This is a genomic window from Heterorhizobium halophytocola (genome assembly GCF_017873095.1).
Classification (GTDB): Bacteria; Pseudomonadota; Alphaproteobacteria; order Rhizobiales; family Rhizobiaceae; genus Allorhizobium; species Allorhizobium halophytocola.
Genome location: NZ_JAGGJU010000005.1, coordinates 28,894 through 49,419, shown reverse-complemented (window position 1 = coordinate 49,419; position 20,526 = coordinate 28,894). Strand labels below are relative to the sequence as shown.

Below are 20,526 nucleotides of genomic sequence, written 5' to 3'. Positions count from 1 at the left end.
TAGCCCTCTATTTCACCATGTAATAGAGAATCAGTTTGCGTTAGAAGGGCGTTATGAGTGACATGAACCGGTCCGAGGACAAATTCGCCGAGCTGAACCAGCCCAAGCCCTGGGCCGGCGTCAATGCCTTTCGTACCGATCCGCTGCTCGTGGATCTCGCCTCCGGCCTGCCACGCGGGTTGAAGGACGAGTTCGACGCTCTCGGCCGCTATGTGACCTCCCACGAGGCCCAGGAACTGGCCCGCATGGCCAACCAGAGCCCGCCGCAGCTGCGCACTCATGGCGTGCGCGGCGAGCGGCTTGATATCGTCGAATTCCATCCGGCCTGGCATGCGCTGATGCGCCGCTCGATGTCGATCGGCCTGCATTCGTCGGTCTGGGAAGGCGAGGCGAGCGGCAAGGGGCAGGAGCACAAGTCGCGCGCCGTCCGCTTCTTCCTGACCGCTCAGCTCGAATGTGGTCATCTCTGCCCGCTGACGATGACCAGCGCCTCGGTGGCCGCCCTTGCTGCATCGCCGCATGTCCAGCGCGAATGGGCGCCGAAAATCCTGTCGCGCAAATATGATTCGTCCAACAAGCCGCCGATGCAGAAGAGCGCGATCACGCTCGGCATGGGGATGACGGAAAAGCAGGGCGGCACGGATGTCCGTGCCAATACCAGCCGTGCGGAGCGGGCAGGCGAGGGGATCTACCGTCTCAAGGGCCACAAGTGGTTCATGTCGGCGCCGATGAGCGACGCCTTCGTCATGCTGGCCCAGACGAATGACGGCATGGGCTGCTTCCTGGTGCCGCGCCTGTTGGAAGACGGCTCGGCCAACGGGCTGGAATTCCAGCGGTTGAAGGACAAGATCGGCAACCGGTCCAATGCCTCCGCGGAGGTCGAATTCGACGGGGCCATGGCCTACCAGCTGGGCGAGCCGGGCGAGGGTGTCCGCACCATTCTCGACATGGTGACGCTGACCCGTCTCGATTGCGCACTGGCATCGGCCGGCATCATGCGGGCCTCGATGGCCGAGGCCGTGCATCATGCGCGGGGCCGCAAGGTATTCGGCACCTATCTGATAGACCAGCCGATCATGGGGCGGGTGATGGCCGACATGGCGCTCGATGTCGCAGCAGCCACGGCGCTGGCCTTCCGTCTTGCCGAGGCCTTCGACCGGGCGCGCGACAATCCGGCCGACGCTGCCTATGCGCGCATCATGACGCCGGTCGTCAAATACTGGGTCTGCAAGATCGCGCCGGCACTGATCTACGAGGCGATGGAATGCCTCGGCGGCTCCGGCTATGTCGAGGAGCGCCCGATCGCGCGGCATTACCGCGAGGCGCCGGTCAACGCGATCTGGGAAGGCTCCGGCAATGTCATGGCGCTCGACGTGATGCGGGTGCTGAACCGTGGCAAGGATCTCTTCGAGATGCTGTTCGAGGGCTTCGAGCGGGATCTCGGCCCCTCCGGCAAGAAGACCGTCGAGGTGTTGCGGGCGGCGACCGCGCTGTGCGAGCGTGACGAAGGTTCGGCCCGCCTGCTGATCGAACAGCTGGCACTCGCCGGCGCCTCCGCCGAACTCTACAGGCTGGGGGCCGGAAAGATTGCCGACTCGTTCCTGGAAACCCGTCTTGCCGGCGGTTGGCGCCATACCTACGGCGTGCTCGACGGCCGTTTCGACGCCCGCTACGTGCTTGACCTGCTTTATCCGCCGGTAGCATAGGCGGCCAGCTTCAGCACCAGCGGGATGGAGAAGAAGGCGGCGATGGTCTGCACCGTCGTCGTCGCTGCATAGAGCGGCGCATCGCCGCCCAATTGCTTTGCCAGCACGTAGCCGTTCATCGCGGTCGGCACCCCGGCGCTGAGGGCCAGCATCAGCAGAATGTCCCCGGAAAGGCCGGCCGCAAGTCCGATCGCCAGCATCACCGCCGGAAACACCAGCAGCTTCAGCGCCGTCGACAGCACCACGGCAGGCTGCGGCTTCAAGGCATCGGAGACCCTGAGCCCGGCACCCACCATGATCAGGCCGAGACCGAGAGCCGATCGCGCGACGAGGTCTATGGCCGTCATGACCGGTGCGTAGACCGCAATGCCGGAGGCATTGACGATGACGCCCAGCAGGCCGCCGATGATGATCGGGTTGGTGAAGATCTTGACCAATAGGGCTCTCGGATCGCGATCGGCGCCGCTGAACCAGGTGACCACCGCGACATTGACGATATTGGTCGGAATGACGATCGCGGCCATCACCACGGCCACGACGGTGAGGCCGGTGTGCCCGGCGATCTTCTCGGCAAGCGCAAGCGCCATGAAGCCGTTCCACCGCGTGGCGGTCTGGAAGAGCGTGCTGAACGAGGGGGCCGCCATGCCGGCGCGTCGGGCGATCGGCCAGATCGCAAGTGTCATGACGATCATGGCCAGGAAGGCGGCGACGGCCGTGAGCACGACACTGCCCGAGGCCATGGCGGCAAAATCGGCCCTTGCCAGCGTTTCGAACAGCAGGGCTGGAAACAGCACATAGTAGCCGAACTGGTCGAGCCCGTCCCAGAAGCTGGCGGAGATGACCGGCAGCCGCTTCAAAACGACGCCGGCCACCACGACCAGAAAGACGGGCAGGATGCTTTCGAACATGCCGAGCATCAGAAAATCCTGGGAAAAGGTGGAACGGGCGAGGGCGCCGGCGGCGCTGCGAGTGGGTCTCGACCCTGCGGATGTTGCCATGCGGTGTCAAGGTGCCTGTGGATGACCGCGCCGCCGTTAACCATACCGACGGGATTAAGTTGAGATGGGGGCCCTTGCGCTCCATGTTGGATTAATGATTTGTTAACCAAGGCGATTGGGAACCCACGTGTCTCGAATAGTGTTTCTGATTGTCATGATGACGTTTTTCGCGGTGCTGGCGCTGGACATCAATGTACCTGCAACCGTGCTGACGGCCATGGCGGCCGTGAATTCCGTCATCCTGGCGCGGACGGATAAACAGGCCGGAGGAGAGACTGCATGAAGTGGTTCCTGATCTTGTGGGCGGTGCCGATCCTCATTCTCGGCGGGTGGTACGGTCTGTCCTACTACGACATCAATTTCGGCATCTTCATGCTGACGCGTCAGGCCCATGATCTGGTGTTCACGGTCTATGGCAATATCCTCGGCATGCCGCCGGAAAGCATCCCGCCGCTCGTGGCCCGCGCCATCCTGTTCGACAGCCTTGTCGTCTTCGCCATCATCGCCTATCGCAAGCGCCGCGAGATCGCCGCATGGTGGGCCGCCCGCCAGGCGAGCGCCGGGCACGCTCAGCGCAAGCTTGCCGGTCCGAGCATGGAGAGCCTGTCCAAGGCGCCCTGAAGAATGAAGCTGGCGGCGGCCGAATCGATCCGGCCCGCACGCTTGGCCCGCGACACGTCCATCTCCAGAAGCGCCCGCTCGGCGGCCACCGTCGACAGCCGCTCATCCCAATAGGTAAACGGAATATCGGTCTTGTCTGCCATCGAGCGGACGAAGGCCCGCGTTGCCTGAACCCGCGGACCGGCAGAACCGTCCATGTTCATCGGCAGGCCGATGACGAAGGCCGCGACCTTTTCCCGCTCGGCGAAGGCAAGCAGCACCTCTGCGTCCTTGGTGAACTTCGTCCGCTTGATCACCGGACGCGGCGAGGCAAACCGTCGACCGAGATCCGACATCGCAAGTCCGATCGTCTTGGTGCCGAGATCGAGCCCGGCGACCGCCAGGCCGGGCCCGAGATGAGCTGCCAGTTCCTCGATGGTGAGCGTTGCCATGATCGTCTACCCTTCAGGCGCTCAGCGCTTGCGTACGAACTCGGTCCTGAGCACCAGACCCTTGATCGAATCGTGGCGGCAGTCGACTTCTTCCGGGTTGTCGGTGAGGCGGATCGACTTGATCACGGTACCCTGTTTCAGCGTCTGGCCGGCGCCCTTGACCTTCAGATCCTTGACCAGCACGACGGAATCGCCGTCAGCCAGCACATTGCCGGCGGCATCTTGCACTGCCGATGCGGCGGCGGCTTCTGCTGCCATTTCCGATGCCGGACGCCATTCGCCGGTCACTTCGTCATAGACGTAGTCGTCATCTGCCATGCTGCACTCTTTCCTGATCGTCCGCGCGACCGATGTCCGATAAAAGAAAAGCCGTTTCATCGGCAATGTCGCCTTGGGCCGGCTTTACAGCAGCGTTCCCGGCCGCGCAACTCGAAGGCCGAGCCGGCGAGTGCCAGACTTTGCGGATGTCGGGCGGTGCTGCGGTTGTCCTCGGGGCAAGCTGCAGTATATTCCCGGCCAGATCCTTCCCAAACGGAGTACCCCCGATGAACATCACCTGGCTGGGCCACGCCGCCTTTCGCATCGAGATCGCCAAGGCGAACATCCTGATCGATCCTTTCCTCACCCACAATTCGAGCTTCGAGGGGCAGGATATCAAGGAGGTGACCAAGGACATCACTCATATCCTGCTGACCCACGGTCACGGCGACCATGTCGGCGACACCGTGGACATCGCCAGGGAAACCGGGGCCACCGTTCTTGCCAATGCCGATCTGGCGACATGGCTCGGCACCAAGGGCGTCGAAAAGCTGGAGCCGGGCAATACCGGCGGCACCATCCATTTCGACGGCTTTACCGTGACCTTCACCGATGCCAAGCATTCGTCGTCGCAGATCACCGAGGACGGCGTCTCCCACGCTCTCGGCAACCCGAACGGCCTGGTACTGCATTTCGACGACGAGCCGACCGTCTACCACATGGGCGACACGGACATCTTTTCCGACATGGCGCTGATCAACGAACTGCATCAGCCGGAAATCGGTTTCGTGCCGATCGGCGACCGCTTCACCATGGGCGGTGCTGTTGCAGCGCTCGCCTGCCAGCGCTTCTTCGAGTTCAAGACCGTGCTGCCCTGCCACTACGGCACCTTCCCAATCATCGATCAGAACGCCGACAAGTTCGTCCAGGCAATGGAAGGTTCGGCGACCAAGGTGGAAGTGGTCAAGGTGGGCCACCGCTACAGCGTCTGACAAAACCCCGTTGCACGGGGCGGTTTGCGCCTTTATAGCGAGGTCAATGATCGAGATGGAGAATGTCTATGTCCGTTGACCTCGCTACCGTGAAGCGCGTCGCGCATCTGGCCCGTATTGCGCTGGACGATGAGGCCGCACCGAAGATGATGAACGAGCTGAACGACATCCTCGGCTTTGTCGAGCAGCTGTCGGAAGTCGATGTCGAGGGTGTGGAGCCGATGACCTCGGTGACCCCGATGGAGATGAAGAAGCGCATCGACGCCGTCACCGACGGCGGCAAGGCCGACGATATCGTCGCCAATGCGCCTGAGACCGACCGCAATTTCTTCCTCGTGCCGAAGGTCGTCGAATAGGCCCGCGCGCCTTTCGACCGATCCGCCGATATCCGGGCGCCAGCCGGCGCCAAAGCCTTTCAAAGTGAAGCGACATCATGAGCGAACTGACCCGCCTGACCATTGCCGAAGCCCGCACGAAACTCACCGCCAGGGAAATCACGGCCGTCGAGCTGACCGAGGCCTATGTCGGCGCGATCGAAGCGGCCAATGACAGCCTGAATGCCTATGTCACCGTGACGCCGGAAAAGGCGCTCGGCATGGCCAAGGCCTCCGACGCGCGGATCGCTGCCGGCAAGGCCGGTGCGCTGGAAGGCATTCCGCTCGGCATCAAGGACCTGTTTGCCACCTATGACGTGCACACCCAGGCGTGCTCGAACATCCTGAACCGCTTCAAGCCGAAATATGAATCGACCGTAACCCAGAATCTCTGGGACGACGGCGCCGTCATGCTCGGCAAGCTCAACATGGACGAGTTCGCCATGGGCTCGTCGAACGAGACCTCGTTCTACGGTCCGGTGACCAACCCCTGGCGCGCCACCAACTCGAACGAACAGTTGGTGCCCGGCGGTTCGTCCGGCGGGTCTGCCTCGGCCGTTGCGGCTCAGCTCTGCGCCGGTGCGACGGCGACCGATACCGGCGGCTCGATCCGCCAGCCGGCCGCTTTCACCGGCACTGTGGGCATCAAGCCGACCTATGGCCGCTGCTCGCGCTGGGGCACGGTTGCCTTTGCCTCCTCGCTCGACCAGGCCGGCCCGATCGCCCGCGACGTGCGCGACGCGGCGATCATGCTGAAATCGATGGCAAGCGTCGACGACAAGGACACCACCTCCGTCGACCTGCCGGTGCCGGACTATGAGGCAGCCCTTGGCCAGTCGCTGAAGGGCATGAAGATCGGTATTCCCAAGGAGTACCACATGGACGGCATGCCGGCGGAAATCGAAAAGCTCTGGAAGCAGGGCATGGCCTGGCTGAAGGATGCCGGTGCCGAGATCGTCGACATCTCCCTGCCGCACACGAAATACGCTCTGCCGGCTTACTACATCGTCGCTCCGGCCGAAGCCTCGTCCAACCTTGCCCGCTACGACGGCGTGCGCTACGGCCTGCGCGTCGATGGCGGCAAGGACATTGCCGAGATGTACGAAAAGACCCGTGCGGAAGGTTTCGGCAAGGAAGTCCAGCGCCGCATCATGATCGGCACTTATGTGCTGTCGGCCGGCTATTACGATGCCTATTACCTGCGCGCCCAGAAGGTCCGCACGCTGATCAAGCGTGACTTCGAGCAGGTCTTTGCGGCCGGCGTCGATGCGATCCTGACGCCCGCGACACCGTCGTCGGCCTTCGCCATCGGCGACAAGGAGCTCGCCGCGGACCCGGTCAAGATGTATTTGAACGACGTCTTCACCGTGACCGTCAACATGGCCGGCCTGCCGGGCATTTCGGTACCCGCCGGCCTCGACGACAAGGGCCTGCCGCTCGGCCTGCAGCTGATCGGCAAGCCGTTCGAGGAAGAAACCCTGTTCAAGACCGCCTTCGCCATCGAGCAGGCCGCCGGCAAGTTTACGCCGGCAAAGTGGTGGTAAAACAGTAGGTTATGCCTGAGTAGTCAATCGGCGCCCGAGGGCGCCGGTTTGCGTTTCGGGGGCGCGCTTAATCTTTTTGAGAAAGCATATAGGCCTTCAGCACGGCGTTCATCCGCGTCTGGTATCCCTCGCCCTGGGCGCGAAACCATTCGAGGACATCATTGTCCAGCCGCAGGGTAATCTGCCGCTTGGGACCGGGGGTCACCAGACGGGCATGACGGAAGAAGGCTTCGTCTAGCTCCGGGATCTCGCTGTAGTCAATTCGCTCTTCAGCGCGATTCTTCAGGTCTTCCAGTCTTTTCTGCGAGAGAGGCACGATAGAGCGTCCTTTCCTTGCGATTTGCCAGCCGGGCGGAGATGATCCGGATCACGCCGGCTCTGTCCGTGTGGACGACGACCACGAGTACGACGTCGGCAATCGCGCCGATGGAAATCGTGCGATCCTCGCCGTAGTCGAAGCGTAGGTCCCGATAGCTGAGCATCGGCCCGTTGAAGATCTCAGCGGCTTCTTCGAACCACAGGCCGTGCTTTGCCCGATTGACCCTGTTCTTGGCGTCGTCCCATTCAAAGATCATGGAAATGTAACTACATATGGCGTTACGTTCAAGGCTGCTTTTTTGCGGATGGCTTTCGCGTTCTCGGCTTGCGCGGGGCGACGGCACCCTCCTTGGTGGCCGAGGTACTTGCCGTCGAGGTGGCCGCGGTTCCGGGCGCTTGTCCGGGCTGCTCCCCCAACTTCACCTCCACCGGCGTCTTCATGATCACCTCGCGGTGCGGGAAGGGGATGGCGATGCCGGCGTCCTTGAAGGCGTCGAACAGGGCAAGCAGGATCTGTCCGCGCACATTGGTCAGCCCGTTGGCCGGATCCGCGATCCAGAACCTGAGCTTGAAGTCGAGCGAGGAGGCGCCGAAGGCGGTGAGCCAGCAGACGGGGGCGCGATAGGTGGAGACGCGCGGGATATCCTTGGCGGTCTCGGTGGCGATCCGCACCACTTCATGCGGATCGCTGGTATAGGCGACGCCGAAATCGACGTCGATGCGGACATATTCGCTGGAGAACGACCAGTTGATCACCTGCTGGGTGATGAAGTCCTCGTTCGGAATCAGGTATTCGCGGCCGTCCCGGGTGATCACCGAGACGAAGCGGGCGCGCAATTCGCGGATCCAGCCAAACGTGTCGCCGAGCGATATGGTGTCACCCGGCTTGATCGACTTGTCCATCAGGATGATGATGCCGGAGATGAAGTTGGACACCACCTTTTGCAGGCCGAAACCCAGGCCGACGCCGACGGCGCCGGAAAACACCGTCAGGGTCGTCAGGTCGATGCCGGTGGCCGACAGCGCCAGCATGCCGGCCAGCAGGATCAGCGCGATCTTGACGAACTTGCCGAGCAGCACGCGGAAGGACGGCGAGATGTCGTCCAGCCGATCGACCTGGTGGGACAGCACATTGCCGAGAAAGACCGCCACCCAGACCAGTGCCGTGGTGATGATCAGCCCCTTGATCACCGACATCAGGGAGATGCGCATGGCACCGAGCGAGATGGCGACGGAATCCAGCCCCCGCACGGCCGGAGCGTCGAGGCCGAGCAGATTGAGCGCCAGATAGGTCCAGGTGCAGAGGGCGACAAAGCGGGCGAAGGCGCGGTTGCGGATGACCCGCGTGAGCACAGCGACGATCAGCCAGGCTGTCGCCAGGGGCAATGCCTTGGACAGCATCCACGAGCGGCTGGGCCAGGTCATTTCCTTCATCAACAGATCGGCGCCGGTGAGCCATAGGATGAAGAACAGCCAGTGCAGCCGGCGCATGAAGGCGATGACGATGCGCAGCAGATCCGGATTGCCCTTGATCGCCCGGGCCCGCTCCTCGATATAGGGCTCGAGGATACGGGCGATCAGTTTGGCGAAGATGAAGCCTGCGGCGATGATGGCGATCTGGTAGGCGGCCCATTTGTTGAGCAGCAGATAGTCCAGCCTGTCGCGGGTCGTGTCGAATAGGATCTGCCAGTCCAATTGCCGTCTCCTCGCTGCGGACAAGAGCCCGCCTCCAGATCGAAACCCCCGGCTGGTGCGTTTTGTTTCGTGGTGGCGCCGCGGCTGCGGGCGTGATCTCAAGGGGAATTGTTTCGCAAGCCGAGCGATGCCGCAAGGCCGAAGCGCCTGCAATACTGGTCAAACCCGGCCAAGGGTGCTTTATTCATCGGGGGATCATGCGGAGCAGCAATGGCCAGTATCCGGGGAGCGCGATTGGAAGAGGCCGAGCTCTTGGCCGAAATCGGTCTGCGGGCCTGGGAACAGGCCATGATCCCGGTCGGCGAAACGCGGCAGATGCTCGACAGCGCCCGGCGCGCCTTTCGCAATTTCACCCACAGTTCGTGGATCACCATATTCGTGGTCGAAACCGGTGGAGCGACCGCCGGCTGGGCTGCGCGCGAAGGCCTCGACGAACTGATCACCGACTTCTGGATCGATCCGGCCAGCGAGGGACGTGGGCTCGGCACCCTTTTGCTGGAGGCCATCGAGATCGAGATGCGCGAGCAGGGCCATGCGACGGCGCGGGTCGAGACCCATGCGCGCAACGAGAAGGCCATCGCCTTCTTTCGCGCCCGCGGCTATTCGATCCACTGGTTTTCCGCCGCCTACAATCCGCGCTTCGACCGCGATGTCGAAACGGTCGGTCTCGTCAAGCAACTTGCCGAGTTGACCGAGAGCGGCTACGGACAGGAATTCTGAGCGCAGCGCCACGGGGTGAGCGTTGCGAAAGCCTTGCACCCTCTGGTCAATTGCTCTACCTCACGGCCTTGAGAAAACGCATCATCACACGGACAGACGATGACCCTAGTTGATACCCGCACGCCCGATCCGAAACGCCTGATCTCCGGTGCCACCGGCGATTGGGAAGTGATCATCGGCATGGAGGTCCACGCTCAGGTGACGAGCCAGTCGAAGCTGTTTTCCGGCGCTTCGACGGAGTTCGGCAAGGCGCCGAACTCGAACGTCTCCCTGGTCGATGCTGCCATGCCCGGCATGCTGCCGGTGATCAACGAGGAATGCGTGCGCCAGGCCGTGCGCACCGGCCTCGGGCTGAAGGCGCAGATCAACAAGCGCTCGCTGTTTGACCGCAAGAACTATTTCTACCCGGACCTGCCGCAGGGCTACCAGATTTCGCAGTTCAAGGATCCGATCGTCGGCGAGGGCCAGATCGTCATCTCGCTCGGTCCCGACCGTCAGGGCCAGTTCGAGGATATCGAGATCGGCATCGAGCGCCTGCACCTGGAACAGGATGCCGGCAAGTCGATGCACGACCAGCATCCGACCATGTCCTATGTCGACCTCAACCGGTCCGGCGTTGCGCTGATGGAGATCGTCTCCAAGCCCGACATGCGCTCGTCCGACGAGGCCAAGGCCTACATGACCAAGCTGCGCTCGATCGTGCGCTATCTCGGCACCTGCGACGGCAACATGGATGAAGGTTCGATGCGCGCCGACGTCAACGTCTCCGTGCGTCGTCCGGGCGAGGATTTCGGCACGCGCTGCGAAATCAAGAACGTCAACTCGATCCGCTTCATCGGCCAGGCGATCGAATACGAAGCGCGCCGCCAGATCGCGGTGATCGAGGATGGCGGCGTGATCGACCAGGAAACCCGGCTGTTCGACCCGACCAAGGGCGAGACGCGGTCGATGCGCTCCAAGGAAGACGCGCACGATTATCGCTATTTCCCCGATCCGGACCTGCTGCCGCTCGAATTCGACGATGCCTTCATCGAGGCGCTGAAGGTCGACCTGCCGGAACTGCCGGACGACAAGAAGGCCCGCTTCGTCTCCGAACTCGGCCTGTCGGTCTATGACGCCTCGGTGCTGGTGCAGGAAAAGGCGACCGCCGACTATTACGAGGCCGTATCCGCCCGCCGCGACGGCAAGCTGGCCGCCAACTGGGTGATCAACGACCTGCTCGGCGCCTTGAACAAGGCCGGCAAAGGCATTGAAGACACGCCGGTTTCGCCGGATCAGCTCGGTGCCATCATCGACCTCATCAAGGACGGCACGATTTCCGGCAAGATCGCCAAGGACCTGTTCGAGATCATCTGGAACGAGGGCGGCGATCCGAAGGAGATCGTCGAGACCCGTGGCATGAAGCAGGTGACCGACACCGGTGCGATCGAAAAGGCCGTGGACGAAATCATCGCCGCCAATCCGGACCAGGTCGAGAAGGTCAAGGCCAAGCCGACCCTTGCCGGCTGGTTCGTCGGGCAGGTGATGAAGTCGACCGGCGGCAAGGCCAATCCGCAGGCCGTGCAGGCGCTGGTCAAGGCCAAGCTCGGCATCGAGGACTGAGGCCAAAAGACTGCAAGATCACGAGGGGCGGTGGGCCGGTTGCCCGCCGCTGCCTTGCCGGAGTTGAGACCATGTTCTTTGTCCGAACCGCCATGGAAGGCGATGTGAAGGCCGTGCGCGACCTGCTGGTCGACACTTTCGAGGCGACCTATCTTCCTTTCTACGGTGCCGAGACGGTTCGCAAGATGCTGGAAGGCTGGCATTCCCTGCCGGCGATCAAGGCGCGGGTGAGCAAGAAGGATGCCGAGTTCCTCGTGGCCGACGACGGCAAGCGGATCGGCGGCACCGGCTATGCGGCGATGTATCCGAAAATGGCCAAGACCGCGATGCTCCACCAGCTCTATGTGCATCCGTCCTGCCAGGGCGAGGGTGTCGGCCGCGATATCTTTGCCGAACTGGAGACCTGTTTTCCCGATGCGGAGATCATGCGGGTCGAGGTCGCGGTCGAGAATGTCCGCGCGATCAGCTTCTATGAGCGCCTAGGCTTCGTCGAAGTCGACCGTATGGTCGATTGCGGCGGTCCGGGATCCGGCCTGCCGGCGGTGCTGATGGAAAAGCGGCTCGAGCTCTAGCCGTCAGTTCTGCCCGGGCATGTCCAGCGTCTTCCCCGAGGGGTCGTATAGCACCACCGGTGCGCATTCGATCAGATCGGGACGGCGCGTGCGGTCACAGATCGTGTCAGCCACCGCCATGGCCGTTTGCGCGTTGTCCAGGCCGCAGAAGAATTCGTGCCAGTGCGGGCCCTCCCGATGCTGGACGAAGACATCGACGCTGAAGCGCGCCGGATTGCAGTAGGCGATCTCGAGACAGTCTTGCGCGGTTCCGCCGCCCTCGATGCATTGCGTCTCGGCACAGGCGAAGGCTTCCGCCGCGGTGTCGCCGCGACAGAGGTCGCTCGACATTTCCGGCGCCTGCACATAGGCGATGCCGCTCCCCTCTTGCGCATGCACGGAGACAGCCGCTATGGCGAGAATTGCGATGCCTGTCGATAGCAGACGCATCATCCTGGTGTCCTCCTGTCCCTCTCAAGCGCCCATCTTGTCCAACACCACCGCATGAGCAAGCCCATGACCGAAAACGGACCGACAATTCGAAAGGCAGCCGAGGCCGACGTGCAGGCGATCGCCGCGATCTTTGCCAAGGATACGCTCGGCGGCCATGGCGACACCGACGATCCCGCAGCGCTTCCGGACTATATCGCCGCTTTCCGCACCATCGCCGATTCGGCCAATCAGGATCTCTACGTGGTCACGGAGGATGGCGAGGTCGTCGCCACATTCCAGACGATGATCACCACCACGATGCCGGGCAGGGGCTCGTCGTCGATGATCATCGAGGCGGTCCAGACACGCCCCGATCGCCGTGGCCGGGGAATCGGCAAGCTGATGATCGAATTCTGTATCGCGGATGCCCGGGACCGGGGCATGCGGATGGTGCAATTGACGTCGAACGCCGTGCGCAAGGACGCCCATCGCTTCTATCAGCGCCTCGGTTTCCAACCGACCCATCTGGGCTTCAAGATCAAGTTGAAATAACGGCTTCGGCCGGCGAGGCACTGGACATCGCAGGGCTAAGATTGCATAAGCGGGGAAGCCTATTCTGCTTTCGTCCGCGCCATGCGGGCACGAGGTCAAGACATGAAGAACTTCCTGCTGCACACCTTCACCTGGTGGAACAACTACACCATCGGAACGCTTGTGGCCCTTCGCGGCTTCAAGAAGGTCGGCGAGGACGAGTTCGGCAACGTCTATTACCAGGGCGGCAAGTCCTCCTACGGTCTGCCCAAGCGCTGGGTTGTGTATGCAGGCTATGCCGACGCCTCGCAGATCCCGCCCGGCTGGCATGGCTGGATGCACCATCGCACCGACATCGCGCCGAGCGAGGAAGACTACAAGCCGCGCGAATGGGAAAAGACCCACCGTCCGAACATGACCGGAACGGCCGCGGCCTATCGTCCGCAAGGGGCGATCGAGGCGCTTGGCGAACGTCCGCGGGTCACCGGCGACTACGATGCCTGGACCCCGGGCAACTAACCCCATTTGGCCATAATTGGCGTTTAGGCGCAGGATCAGCGTCGGCAAGGTACGGCGCCAGTTGAAACCGGCGGCGCCCCGTTGAAGGCGCTGGAGACGGGCATGATGACATTCCAGGCAGGACAAAAGGCTTTTCGGCTGACTTCGGCATTCGCTCTTGCCACGATGACCGGCTGCCTTGCCACGGCCTTTCCGGCCCGCGCAGAGCGGATCGAGGACAAGGTCGCTGTCTTTTCCGGCATCGACAAGATCACTGGCCGCATCACCACCTTCGATGTCTATGTCGGCGAGACCGTTCAGTTCGGCGCGCTGCAGGTGACCCCGAAGGTCTGTTATTCGCGCGACGACAGCGAAACCCAGCAGATCGACGGTTTCGTCGAGGTCGACGAGATCACCCTCGATCGCAAGATCCGCCGGATCTTTTCCGGCTGGATGTTCGCCGCAAGCCCCGGCCTCAATGCCGTCGAGCATCCGATCTACGACGTCTGGCTGAAGAACTGCAAGCAGACCTCCGACGTCCCGCCGCCGAGCAAGAGCTGAGGCGTCTTTTCGGCCCTCTGCGCGACATCGCTTCATTCCCCGCTTGATATTGCGCTCGGCAGGTTGAGATCGGCCCACTGCGCTTCCGGCACGGCCTCTTCGACCGCAAAGGCGAAGTCGGACACGCCGCGATGGTCGGCCTTTGCCTTGCACCGATACCGCAATCCATACCAGCCGTCCTTGCTGTGAAAGGCCGCGCCGTCGGCCGTGATATCCAGGCCGTGCTGGCGCATGTCGTCGCGCGCATAGGCAAGCACGAAGTCCGGCTTGAGGGACGGATCCTGGCGCTCGATCTGCTCCATGGCCTCCAGATTGCACACCTGCACGACCTGTTCGTCGACATCGATCGTTTCGAGATCCTTAAGGGCAGGGGCGCTGCGTGGATCCAGGAGGATCTTTGCCGCATAGAGTGTACGGGCCGGCGTCAGGCCGTCCCGGCTTGGGGCCGGGGCTGCGGGTGTGTCCTGCCCTTTCGGCTTGATGTCCGGCTGCGGCGGCGAAGGCGCGCTGCGAGCGGGATCGGCATGTGGCTGTGGCGCGGCCATCGGCTCGGGCTCCAATCTGCCGTCCAGCTTGCGGGCAGGGGGCGGCGGGGCAACGAGTTCGACGCGGACCGCATCGTCTTGCGGAAGCGGCAGGGGATGGCTGAGAGCCAGGGGCAGCAGCGCCAGAGCAAGCACGAGGTGGAGCGTAGCGGCGATCGCGGTGCAGTGCCGAAAGCTCCATCCGCCGGACACCTGCGTCAGTGCTGCCATCAGGACCTCCGTGCGGGCGGTGGATCTTCTTCAGAATTCCGCGTCGGCCTGCATCATCGCGTCCTCCAGCAGGATCCGATAGTCCTCCTTGGGGATATCCACGGCGCCGAAGGTTTTCAGATGGTCTGTGGTAAACTGCGTGTCGAGCAGGGTGAAGCCCTGTTGCCTCAGCCGCTCGACCAGATGCACGAGGCAGATCTTGGAGGCATTGGTCCGGCGCGAAAACATGCTCTCGCCGAAAAACGCGGTGCCGAGCGAGACGCCATAGAGCCCCCCGACCAACTCGTCCCCCTCCCATGCCTCGACCGAATGCGCATGGCCCATCGTGTGCAGCGCGCTGTAGAGCGACTTGATCTCGACATTGATCCAGGTGGAGGGGCGATCGTCGGCGGGTTCGGCGCATTTGTCGACCACCGCGTGAAAGGCGGTGTCGAAGCGGACCTCGAAGGGGCGCTTGGCCATCGCCTTGGCAAGGCTTTTGGAAACATGGAACTGATCGAGCGGAATGATGCCGCGGATCTCCGGCTCGACCCAGAAGAGCTCGGGATCATCGGCCGAATCGGCCATCGGGAACAGCCCGATGGAATAGGCGCGCAGCAGGATGTCCGGAGTGATTTTCCGTTCCCCGCCGCGCGCCAAGGTCACAGCCTCACTTGGCCGTCTCGGCCAGATAGTGCTCCAGCCAGTGGATGTCGTAATCGCCATTGGCGATGTCCTGGTTGGACACCAGATCCTGGAACAGCGGCAGCGTCGTCTTGATGCCGTCGACGACGAACTCGTCCAGCACGCGGCGCAGGCGCATCATGCATTCGACGCGGGTGCGTCCATGCACGATCAGCTTGCCGATCAGGCTGTCGTAGTAAGGCGGGATCTTGTAGCCGGCATAGGCGCCCGAATCGACGCGTACCCCAAGGCCGCCCGGCGCATGGAAATGCGTGATCGTGCCGGGCGACGGCACGAAGGTGCGCGCATCCTCGGCATTGATCCGGCATTCGATCGCATGGCCGGAAAACACGATCTCGTCCTGGGTGACGGACAGGCCGGCGCCGGAGGCGACGCGGATCTGCTCGTGCACCAGGTCGATACCGGTGATCGCTTCGGTGATCGGATGTTCCACCTGCAGGCGGGTGTTCATTTCGATGAAATAGAACTCGCCGTTCTCGTAGAGGAACTCGACCGTGCCGGCGCCACGATATTTCATCTTGCGCATGGCATCGGCGCAGATTTCGCCGATCTTCATCCGCTGCTCGACGTTGAGGGCCGGGGAGTTGGCTTCTTCCCAGACCTTCTGGTGGCGCCGCTGCAGCGAGCAGTCGCGTTCGCCGAGATGGATTGCATTGCCTTCGCCGTCACCGACGACTTGCACTTCGATATGGCGCGGCTTGCCGAGATATTTTTCCATGTAGACGGCCGCATTGCCGAAGGCGGCCAGCGCCTCGGAACGCGCCGTCGAGACGGCTTCCTCGAGCTCGGCTTCGGTCTTGGCGACCTTCATGCCGCGTCCACCGCCACCGGCCGTTGCCTTGATCAGTACCGGGAAGCCGATCTCGCGGGCGGTCTTCAGCGCATTGTCCGGCGTGACTTCGCCCTCGGAGCCCGGAACGACCGGGATGCCGAGATCCATCGCCGTCTGCTTGGCGGTGATCTTGTCGCCCATCTGGCGGATATGGTCCGCGGTCGGGCCGATAAAGGTGATGCCGTGGGCTTCCAGGATATCGGCGAACTTGGCGTTCTCCGACAGGAAGCCATAGCCGGGATGGACCGCGTCGGCGCCGGTAATTTCGCAGGCGGCGACGATCTGATGGATGTTCAGGTAGCTGTCGCGCGAGGGCGGCGGGCCGATGCATACGCTTTCGTCGGCGAGGCGCACATGCATGGCGTCGGCGTCGGCCGTCGAATGCACGGCCACCGTCGCGATGCCCAGCTCCTTGCAGGCGCGCAGGACACGCAGGGCGATTTCGCCGCGGTTCGCTATGAGGATCTTTGAGATGACTGCCATCAGAGCTTACTCGATGATTACGAGAGGTTCGCCGTACTCGACGGGGCGGGCGTCGTCGGTCAGGATCTCGACGACCTTGCCGGAGCGCGGCGACGGGATCTGGTTCATCGTCTTCATCGCTTCGATGATCAGCAACGTCTGGCCTTCCTTGACCGTCGCGCCGACCTCGATGAAGTTGCGCGAGCCGGGGGCCGGGGCGAGGTAGACGGTGCCGACCATCGGAGCCGTCACGGCCTTGGAGAGGTCACGACCGGGGGCTGCTTCGACGGCCGGAGCGGCGACGGGCGCGGCTGCCTGCGGCGCCGGCGCCATCTGCGGTGCATACTGCATCTGCGGCATCGCCACCGGATAGTTCGCACTGTTGCGCGAAACGCGGATGCGCAGGTCGTCCTGCTCGACTTCGATCTCGGTCAGGTCCGTGTCTTTGAGAATGTTGGCCAGATCGCGGATCAGCGCCTGATCAATTCCGTTCTTTTTATCAGCCATTGATGGAATCCTGTATTTCTTGTTATTGCGTCAGCGACTTCAAAGCCTGCAGCGCGAGGATGTAACTGTCTGTTCCGAAGCCGCAAATCACGCCTTTGGCGGCAGGCGCTATCATCGATTTGTGGCGGAAATGTTCGCGCGCATGTACATTCGACAGATGCAGCTCGACCACGGGGATCGAGATCGCGCGAATGGCATCGTGCAGCGCATAGGATGTGTGTGTGTAAGCCCCGGCATTCAGGGCAACGCCGATGGCCTTGTCATTGGCTTCATGCAGCCAGCTGACCAGATCGCCTTCGTGGTTGCTCTGACGAAAATCGACACCGAGGCCGATCCCGCCGGCATAGGCCTGACACTTGGCTTCGACATCCGCCAGGGTATCAGCCCCATAGATCCCGGGTTCCCGCTTTCCCAACATATTGAGATTTGGCCCGTTGAGGACGAAGATTGTCGCGCTCATCATGTCATTCCACAGCTTCAGACCCGCCTCCTATAGACCGGAGGCACCGCAAGGAAAAGCCCCAAGCGGACGCCAAAGCCTTGGATCACAGGAAAAGCCAGGTCAAGCCGGCAATGGAGGATGTGGTAAACCGTTCGATCAGCAACTGGCCTTGCCGCAGGCGCGGACATTGGCGATCTTCTGCTCGAGGACATCGACACCATAGGCACCGAAGATCGCCTCGCCGCCGATGACATAGGACGGCGTGCCGGTCACCCCGAGATCGGTCGCCAGCTGATAGGCTTGCCGCACCGAGGCGTCGTTCGGGTTATCGGTCATCTCTTTGCGGATGGCGGTCTCGTCGACGCCAAGGGCGGCCGCAAGCTGGATGGCCGAGGCTTCCGTGGCACGGCCGTCGCCGCCCAAGAGCGCACGGTGGAAGTCGGCATATTTTTCCGGTGCCAGCTTGCGGAAGGCATCGGACACCTTGTGGGCGGCGACCGAATCCTCGCCGAGAATCGGGAATTCCTTCAGGACGAAGCGCACCTTGCTGTCGTCGCGGATCACCTTGTCCATGTCGGACAGGGCGCGCTTGCAGTAGCCGCAATTGTAGTCGAAGAACTCGACGATGGTGACGTCACCATCCGGATTGCCAAGCGAGATGTCGGAGGAAGCATGGTAGAGCGCCGCCTCGTTCTTCTCGATTACCGAGGATGCCTGTGCCTGTTGGGCGCTCGCCTGCTTCTTCTGCAGCGCTTGCTGCACATCGACCATCACTTCCGGATTGGCCAGCAGATAGGCGCGGACCTGCTCGCCGAAACTGGGAGCGTCCTCGACGGCTGCGACTTGCTGACGTCCATCGCTTTTCAGCCCGACGACGATCGCGGTGGCCGCGACGGTCCAGCCGACGAGCGCGATGCCTGCGAGTATGGCGATTTTGGCAGCCTTGGTCGTCATGTCCTGTCCTTGTCCTTCAGCCCGATAAAGGGCTGTCTATGCCGTTTGCGTCCTTGATAGCGAAGCAGAATGCCGTTTGATAGTGAAAAAGCCGTATCCAGCGGCGTCTCGCGCCATTGTGAAGCGGCTGCGGATGCGGCAGAAGTCAGGCTGACATTGAGCATTTGAGGTCGAGCCTTTGATTTCCCTATCCCGTCGCAGCGCCGTTGAACCCTTCCATGCCATGGATCTGCTGGCGGGGGCCACCAGGCTTCGCCAGGCCGGGCATCCGGTGATTTCCATGGCGGTCGGCCAGCCCGGCGCCCCGGCGCCCCAGGCAGCCCTCCTGGCCGCCCGGGAGGCGCTCGAGCATGGCCGGATCGGCTATACGGATGCGCTGGGAACGCTGGACCTTCGACGCAAGCTTGCCGGCCACTACCGGGCCCGCCACGGCATCGATCTCGATCCCGCCCGCATCGCAGTCACCACCGGTTCGTCGGCCGGCTTCAATCTCGCCTTTCTTGGCCTGTTCGAACCCGGCGATGCCGTGGCGATCGCGCGGCCCGGCTATCCGGCCTATCGCAATATCCTGAAGGCGCTGGGCCTCGTGGTCGTCGAGGTGCCGGTCAATGCCGGGACCGCCTTTACCCTGACACCGGAAAGCCTGATGGCCGCCGAGCGCGAGCGGGGCGTCACGCTGAAGGGGGTTCTGCTGGCAAGCCCCGCCAATCCGACCGGCACGGTGACCGGACGCGCACAGCTGAAGGCCCTGCTCGACCATTGCAGCGACCGGCAAATCACCATGATCTCCGACGAGATCTACCATGGCCTCACCTTTGCCGGCGAGGAGACCTCGGCGCTCGAACTCACCGACGACGTGATCGTCATCAATTCCTTTTCCAAATATTATTGCATGACAGGCTGGCGGATCGGCTGGATGGTGCTGCCGGACTATCTGGTCCGGCCGATCGAGTGCCTCGCCCAGAGCCTCTATATCTCGCCGCCGGAACTGTCGCAGATCGCCGCCGCCGCAGCGCTTGCCGCGACCGACGAGCTGGAGATCTACAAGGCAAGTTGCCGGGCCAATCGCGACTTCCTGGAGCGCCGCCTGCCGGAACTCGGCCTGCCCTTGCTGTCGCCCGTCGACGGCGCCTTCTACGCCTATGCCGACGTCAGCGCCCACACCAATGACAGCATGGAATTCGCCAGGCGCATGCTGGCCGAGATTCATGTCGCGGCGACGCCCGGCATCGACTTCGATCCGGTCGAAGGCCATCGCGCCATGCGGTTCTCCTATGCCGGCACCATGGCCGAAATGGTGGAGGCGACCGACCGCATCGGCCATTGGCTGAATGGCAGCGATCGCTAATAAGGATTCGGATCCAGAGGCTTCCGACGTGCGGCGGAATCAGATCCTGACGGACCTGAAGCGCTGCGGCAAGGGACGGCCGGCGGGGAGAGGCCCACGGGCGTTGAGAGGAAGAGAGGTAGGACATGGACACTCTGCTGCAACAGGAACGGACGGCGGATATCCTGACCGATCGCCTGCGGCTGCGGCTGCCCTGCAAGGCCGACTTCGAGCCCTCGGCCGCGCTCTGGGCCGACGAGCGGACCGTCCGCTACATCACCGGTTTGCCGTCCCCACGCAATATATCCTGGGCAAGGATCCTGCGCGGCATCGGTCACTGGCATGTCATGGGCTATGGCTACTGGACCGTGGAAGACCGGATGACGGGGGCGTTTCTGGGCGAGGTCGGCTTTGCCGATTTCAAGCGCGGCCTCGATATCGCCGTCGACGGCCTGCCGGAGGCGGGCTGGGTGATGACGCCGGCGTGGCAGGGACGCGGTTTCGCGAGCGAGGCGGTGGCAGCCATGATGCAATGGGGTGACCGCTATCTTCCCAGCCGTCATACCTACTGTCTCATCGCGCCTGAACACGGCGCGTCGATCAGGGTGGCGGAGAAGGCCGGCTTTCGACTGACGGGCCGCATCGCCATCGAGGACAAGCCGGCACTGGTGCTGGAGCGGTTGCCAAGCTGAACGCAGCCGGGCTCATCTCTGTCCCCTCACGATCCACAA

The 20,526-nt window shown here is 62.9% G+C and carries 28 protein-coding genes; 14 read left to right on the top strand and 14 right to left on the bottom strand.

Annotated features, from left to right (window positions below):
* Positions 1-53: 53 nt before the first annotated feature.
* Positions 54-1,706 (top strand): acyl-CoA dehydrogenase family protein, encoded by a 1,653-nt coding sequence (locus J2Z17_RS10005; RefSeq protein ID WP_209944465.1) that lies wholly within the window; start codon positions 54-56, stop codon positions 1,704-1,706.
* Here the strand turns inward: J2Z17_RS10005 and J2Z17_RS10000 are convergent.
* On the bottom strand, positions 1,688-2,623 hold the full coding sequence (locus J2Z17_RS10000; RefSeq protein WP_209944463.1) for an AEC family transporter: 936 nt from the start codon (positions 2,621-2,623) through the stop codon (positions 1,688-1,690). The two genes, J2Z17_RS10005 and J2Z17_RS10000, sit on opposite strands and share 19 nt — an antisense overlap.
* A 235-nt stretch (positions 2,624-2,858) precedes the next feature.
* On the opposite strand from J2Z17_RS10000, the gene J2Z17_RS25405 reads away from it, so the two are divergent.
* A complete protein-coding gene (locus J2Z17_RS25405; RefSeq protein WP_280923358.1) occupies positions 2,859-2,987 on the top strand; it encodes a hypothetical protein in 129 nt (42 codons plus the stop codon).
* On the top strand, positions 2,984-3,325 hold the full coding sequence (locus J2Z17_RS09995) for a DUF6105 family protein (RefSeq protein ID WP_209944461.1): 342 nt from the start codon (positions 2,984-2,986) through the stop codon (positions 3,323-3,325). The genes J2Z17_RS25405 and J2Z17_RS09995 overlap by 4 nt, the downstream gene beginning before the upstream one ends.
* On the opposite strand, the gene ruvX is transcribed toward J2Z17_RS09995, so the two are convergent.
* Complete coding sequence (ruvX, locus tag J2Z17_RS09990; protein WP_209944460.1) at positions 3,274-3,756, bottom strand: Holliday junction resolvase RuvX; 483 nt, start codon at positions 3,754-3,756, stop codon at positions 3,274-3,276. The two genes, J2Z17_RS09995 and ruvX, sit on opposite strands and share 52 nt — an antisense overlap.
* Positions 3,757-3,777: 21 nt before the next feature.
* A complete protein-coding gene (locus J2Z17_RS09985; protein ID WP_209944458.1) occupies positions 3,778-4,074 on the bottom strand; it encodes an alkylphosphonate utilization protein in 297 nt (98 codons plus the stop codon).
* Between the two features lie 227 nt (positions 4,075-4,301).
* On the opposite strand from J2Z17_RS09985, the gene J2Z17_RS09980 reads away from it, so the two are divergent.
* From J2Z17_RS09980 to gatA, 3 genes are all read left to right on the top strand, one after another.
* Positions 4,302-5,006, top strand: coding sequence for a metal-dependent hydrolase (locus J2Z17_RS09980; RefSeq protein WP_209944455.1), 705 nt, complete (start codon positions 4,302-4,304; stop codon positions 5,004-5,006).
* A 68-nt stretch (positions 5,007-5,074) separates the two neighbouring features.
* Complete coding sequence (gene gatC / locus J2Z17_RS09975; RefSeq protein ID WP_209944453.1) at positions 5,075-5,362, top strand: Asp-tRNA(Asn)/Glu-tRNA(Gln) amidotransferase subunit GatC; 288 nt, start codon at positions 5,075-5,077, stop codon at positions 5,360-5,362.
* A gap of 77 nt (positions 5,363-5,439) precedes the next feature.
* Entirely contained in the window at positions 5,440-6,924 is a 1,485-nt protein-coding gene (gene gatA, locus J2Z17_RS09970) for an Asp-tRNA(Asn)/Glu-tRNA(Gln) amidotransferase subunit GatA (protein WP_209944451.1), read from the top strand.
* A 67-nt stretch (positions 6,925-6,991) separates the two neighbouring features.
* Here the strand turns inward: gatA and J2Z17_RS09965 are convergent, their stop codons facing one another.
* From J2Z17_RS09965 to J2Z17_RS09955, 3 genes are read right to left on the bottom strand one after another with little or no spacing between them, the layout of a single operon-like run.
* Positions 6,992-7,240, bottom strand: a complete 249-nt coding sequence (locus J2Z17_RS09965) for a BrnA antitoxin family protein (RefSeq protein WP_342454394.1) — start codon at positions 7,238-7,240, stop codon at positions 6,992-6,994.
* The gene (locus tag J2Z17_RS09960) at positions 7,194-7,499 is read right to left on the bottom strand and encodes a BrnT family toxin (protein ID WP_209944449.1); all 306 of its coding nucleotides are present in this window, start codon (positions 7,497-7,499) and stop codon (positions 7,194-7,196) included. The genes J2Z17_RS09965 and J2Z17_RS09960 overlap by 47 nt, the downstream gene beginning before the upstream one ends.
* 28 nt (positions 7,500-7,527) lie before the next feature.
* Positions 7,528-8,937 carry a mechanosensitive ion channel family protein gene (locus tag J2Z17_RS09955; RefSeq protein ID WP_209944447.1) on the bottom strand — a complete coding sequence of 470 codons (1,410 nt, stop codon included), beginning with the start codon at positions 8,935-8,937 and terminating at the stop codon, positions 7,528-7,530.
* A gap of 210 nt (positions 8,938-9,147) precedes the next feature.
* Between J2Z17_RS09955 and J2Z17_RS09950 the strand changes: the two genes are divergently transcribed.
* The 3 genes from J2Z17_RS09950 (at position 9,148) to J2Z17_RS09940 (ending at position 11,831) form a co-directional block, all read left to right on the top strand.
* Positions 9,148-9,657: a GNAT family N-acetyltransferase gene (locus J2Z17_RS09950; RefSeq protein WP_209944445.1), complete on the top strand. Its 510-nt coding sequence runs from the start codon at positions 9,148-9,150 to the stop codon at positions 9,655-9,657.
* Positions 9,658-9,756: 99 nt separating this feature from the next.
* Entirely contained in the window at positions 9,757-11,259 is a 1,503-nt protein-coding gene (gatB, locus tag J2Z17_RS09945; protein ID WP_209944443.1) for an Asp-tRNA(Asn)/Glu-tRNA(Gln) amidotransferase subunit GatB, read from the top strand.
* A 71-nt stretch (positions 11,260-11,330) separates the two neighbouring features.
* Positions 11,331-11,831, top strand: coding sequence for a GNAT family N-acetyltransferase (locus J2Z17_RS09940; protein ID WP_209944441.1), 501 nt, complete (start codon positions 11,331-11,333; stop codon positions 11,829-11,831).
* Positions 11,832-11,834: 3 nt separating this feature from the next.
* On the opposite strand, the gene J2Z17_RS09935 is transcribed toward J2Z17_RS09940, so the two are convergent.
* Positions 11,835-12,263, bottom strand: a complete 429-nt coding sequence (locus J2Z17_RS09935; RefSeq protein ID WP_209944439.1) for a hypothetical protein — start codon at positions 12,261-12,263, stop codon at positions 11,835-11,837.
* A 63-nt stretch (positions 12,264-12,326) separates the two neighbouring features.
* Between J2Z17_RS09935 and J2Z17_RS09930 the strand changes: the two genes are divergently transcribed.
* The 3 genes from J2Z17_RS09930 (at position 12,327) to J2Z17_RS09920 (ending at position 13,832) form a co-directional block, all read left to right on the top strand.
* A complete protein-coding gene (locus J2Z17_RS09930; protein ID WP_209944437.1) occupies positions 12,327-12,794 on the top strand; it encodes a GNAT family N-acetyltransferase in 468 nt (155 codons plus the stop codon).
* Between the two features lie 102 nt (positions 12,795-12,896).
* Positions 12,897-13,292 (top strand): NADH:ubiquinone oxidoreductase subunit NDUFA12, encoded by a 396-nt coding sequence (locus J2Z17_RS09925; RefSeq protein WP_209944435.1) that lies wholly within the window; start codon positions 12,897-12,899, stop codon positions 13,290-13,292.
* 165 nt (positions 13,293-13,457) lie between these two features.
* On the top strand, positions 13,458-13,832 hold the full coding sequence (locus J2Z17_RS09920; protein WP_377300040.1) for a DUF2155 domain-containing protein: 375 nt from the start codon (positions 13,458-13,460) through the stop codon (positions 13,830-13,832).
* A gap of 32 nt (positions 13,833-13,864) precedes the next feature.
* Here J2Z17_RS09920 and J2Z17_RS09915 read toward each other — a convergent pair whose 3' ends face one another.
* The 7 genes from J2Z17_RS09915 to J2Z17_RS09885 form a co-directional block, all read right to left on the bottom strand.
* Positions 13,865-14,587, bottom strand: a complete 723-nt coding sequence (locus J2Z17_RS09915) for a DUF930 domain-containing protein (RefSeq protein ID WP_209944431.1) — start codon at positions 14,585-14,587, stop codon at positions 13,865-13,867.
* A 30-nt stretch (positions 14,588-14,617) separates the two neighbouring features.
* Positions 14,618-15,226 (bottom strand): leucyl/phenylalanyl-tRNA--protein transferase, encoded by a 609-nt coding sequence (gene aat, locus J2Z17_RS09910; RefSeq protein WP_245224003.1) that lies wholly within the window; start codon positions 15,224-15,226, stop codon positions 14,618-14,620.
* A gap of 10 nt (positions 15,227-15,236) precedes the next feature.
* On the bottom strand, positions 15,237-16,586 hold the full coding sequence (gene accC / locus J2Z17_RS09905; RefSeq protein WP_209944426.1) for an acetyl-CoA carboxylase biotin carboxylase subunit: 1,350 nt from the start codon (positions 16,584-16,586) through the stop codon (positions 15,237-15,239).
* Positions 16,587-16,592: 6 nt separating this feature from the next.
* Positions 16,593-17,072, bottom strand: coding sequence for an acetyl-CoA carboxylase biotin carboxyl carrier protein (gene accB / locus J2Z17_RS09900; protein WP_209944424.1), 480 nt, complete (start codon positions 17,070-17,072; stop codon positions 16,593-16,595).
* Positions 17,073-17,094: 22 nt separating this feature from the next.
* A complete protein-coding gene (gene aroQ, locus J2Z17_RS09895) occupies positions 17,095-17,532 on the bottom strand; it encodes a type II 3-dehydroquinate dehydratase (RefSeq protein WP_209944422.1) in 438 nt (145 codons plus the stop codon).
* Positions 17,533-17,670: 138 nt separating this feature from the next.
* A complete protein-coding gene (locus J2Z17_RS09890; RefSeq protein WP_209944420.1) occupies positions 17,671-18,468 on the bottom strand; it encodes a DsbA family protein in 798 nt (265 codons plus the stop codon).
* A complete protein-coding gene (locus J2Z17_RS09885; RefSeq protein ID WP_209944418.1) occupies positions 18,465-18,632 on the bottom strand; it encodes a hypothetical protein in 168 nt (55 codons plus the stop codon). Before J2Z17_RS09885 ends, J2Z17_RS09890 begins: the two co-directional genes overlap by 4 nt.
* 14 nt (positions 18,633-18,646) lie before the next feature.
* Here J2Z17_RS09885 and J2Z17_RS09880 point away from each other — a divergent pair, with 14 nt between their 5' ends.
* Positions 18,647-19,816, top strand: coding sequence for a pyridoxal phosphate-dependent aminotransferase (locus J2Z17_RS09880; protein WP_209944416.1), 1,170 nt, complete (start codon positions 18,647-18,649; stop codon positions 19,814-19,816).
* 125 nt (positions 19,817-19,941) lie between these two features.
* Positions 19,942-20,487 (top strand): GNAT family N-acetyltransferase, encoded by a 546-nt coding sequence (locus J2Z17_RS09875; RefSeq protein WP_209944414.1) that lies wholly within the window; start codon positions 19,942-19,944, stop codon positions 20,485-20,487.
* Positions 20,488-20,526: the final 39 nt, after the last annotated feature.

Coding starts and splice junctions, on each gene's coding strand:
- J2Z17_RS09960 (WP_209944449.1), bottom strand. CDS start 7,499: ATGATCTTTGAATGGGACGACGCCAAGAACAGGGTCAATCGGGCAAAG.
- accC (WP_209944426.1), bottom strand. CDS start 16,586: ATGGCAGTCATCTCAAAGATCCTCATAGCGAACCGCGGCGAAATCGCC.
- aroQ (WP_209944422.1), bottom strand. CDS start 17,532: ATGAGCGCGACAATCTTCGTCCTCAACGGGCCAAATCTCAATATGTTG.
- J2Z17_RS09935 (WP_209944439.1), bottom strand. CDS start 12,263: ATGATGCGTCTGCTATCGACAGGCATCGCAATTCTCGCCATAGCGGCT.
- J2Z17_RS09980 (WP_209944455.1), top strand. CDS start 4,302: ATGAACATCACCTGGCTGGGCCACGCCGCCTTTCGCATCGAGATCGCC.
- J2Z17_RS09890 (WP_209944420.1), bottom strand. CDS start 18,468: ATGACGACCAAGGCTGCCAAAATCGCCATACTCGCAGGCATCGCGCTC.
- J2Z17_RS09995 (WP_209944461.1), top strand. CDS start 2,984: ATGAAGTGGTTCCTGATCTTGTGGGCGGTGCCGATCCTCATTCTCGGC.
- ruvX (WP_209944460.1), bottom strand. CDS start 3,756: ATGGCAACGCTCACCATCGAGGAACTGGCAGCTCATCTCGGGCCCGGC.
- J2Z17_RS09925 (WP_209944435.1), top strand. CDS start 12,897: ATGAAGAACTTCCTGCTGCACACCTTCACCTGGTGGAACAACTACACC.
- J2Z17_RS09885 (WP_209944418.1), bottom strand. CDS start 18,632: ATGCTCAATGTCAGCCTGACTTCTGCCGCATCCGCAGCCGCTTCACAA.
- J2Z17_RS09915 (WP_209944431.1), bottom strand. CDS start 14,587: ATGGCAGCACTGACGCAGGTGTCCGGCGGATGGAGCTTTCGGCACTGC.
- J2Z17_RS09985 (WP_209944458.1), bottom strand. CDS start 4,074: ATGGCAGATGACGACTACGTCTATGACGAAGTGACCGGCGAATGGCGT.
- J2Z17_RS09875 (WP_209944414.1), top strand. CDS start 19,942: ATGGACACTCTGCTGCAACAGGAACGGACGGCGGATATCCTGACCGAT.
- gatC (WP_209944453.1), top strand. CDS start 5,075: ATGTCCGTTGACCTCGCTACCGTGAAGCGCGTCGCGCATCTGGCCCGT.
- J2Z17_RS09920 (WP_377300040.1), top strand. CDS start 13,458: ATGACCGGCTGCCTTGCCACGGCCTTTCCGGCCCGCGCAGAGCGGATC.
- J2Z17_RS10005 (WP_209944465.1), top strand. CDS start 54: ATGAGTGACATGAACCGGTCCGAGGACAAATTCGCCGAGCTGAACCAG.
- accB (WP_209944424.1), bottom strand. CDS start 17,072: ATGGCTGATAAAAAGAACGGAATTGATCAGGCGCTGATCCGCGATCTG.
- gatB (WP_209944443.1), top strand. CDS start 9,757: ATGACCCTAGTTGATACCCGCACGCCCGATCCGAAACGCCTGATCTCC.
- J2Z17_RS09940 (WP_209944441.1), top strand. CDS start 11,331: ATGTTCTTTGTCCGAACCGCCATGGAAGGCGATGTGAAGGCCGTGCGC.
- J2Z17_RS09950 (WP_209944445.1), top strand. CDS start 9,148: ATGGCCAGTATCCGGGGAGCGCGATTGGAAGAGGCCGAGCTCTTGGCC.
- gatA (WP_209944451.1), top strand. CDS start 5,440: ATGAGCGAACTGACCCGCCTGACCATTGCCGAAGCCCGCACGAAACTC.
- J2Z17_RS09930 (WP_209944437.1), top strand. CDS start 12,327: ATGACCGAAAACGGACCGACAATTCGAAAGGCAGCCGAGGCCGACGTG.
- J2Z17_RS25405 (WP_280923358.1), top strand. CDS start 2,859: ATGATGACGTTTTTCGCGGTGCTGGCGCTGGACATCAATGTACCTGCA.
- J2Z17_RS10000 (WP_209944463.1), bottom strand. CDS start 2,623: ATGCTCGGCATGTTCGAAAGCATCCTGCCCGTCTTTCTGGTCGTGGTG.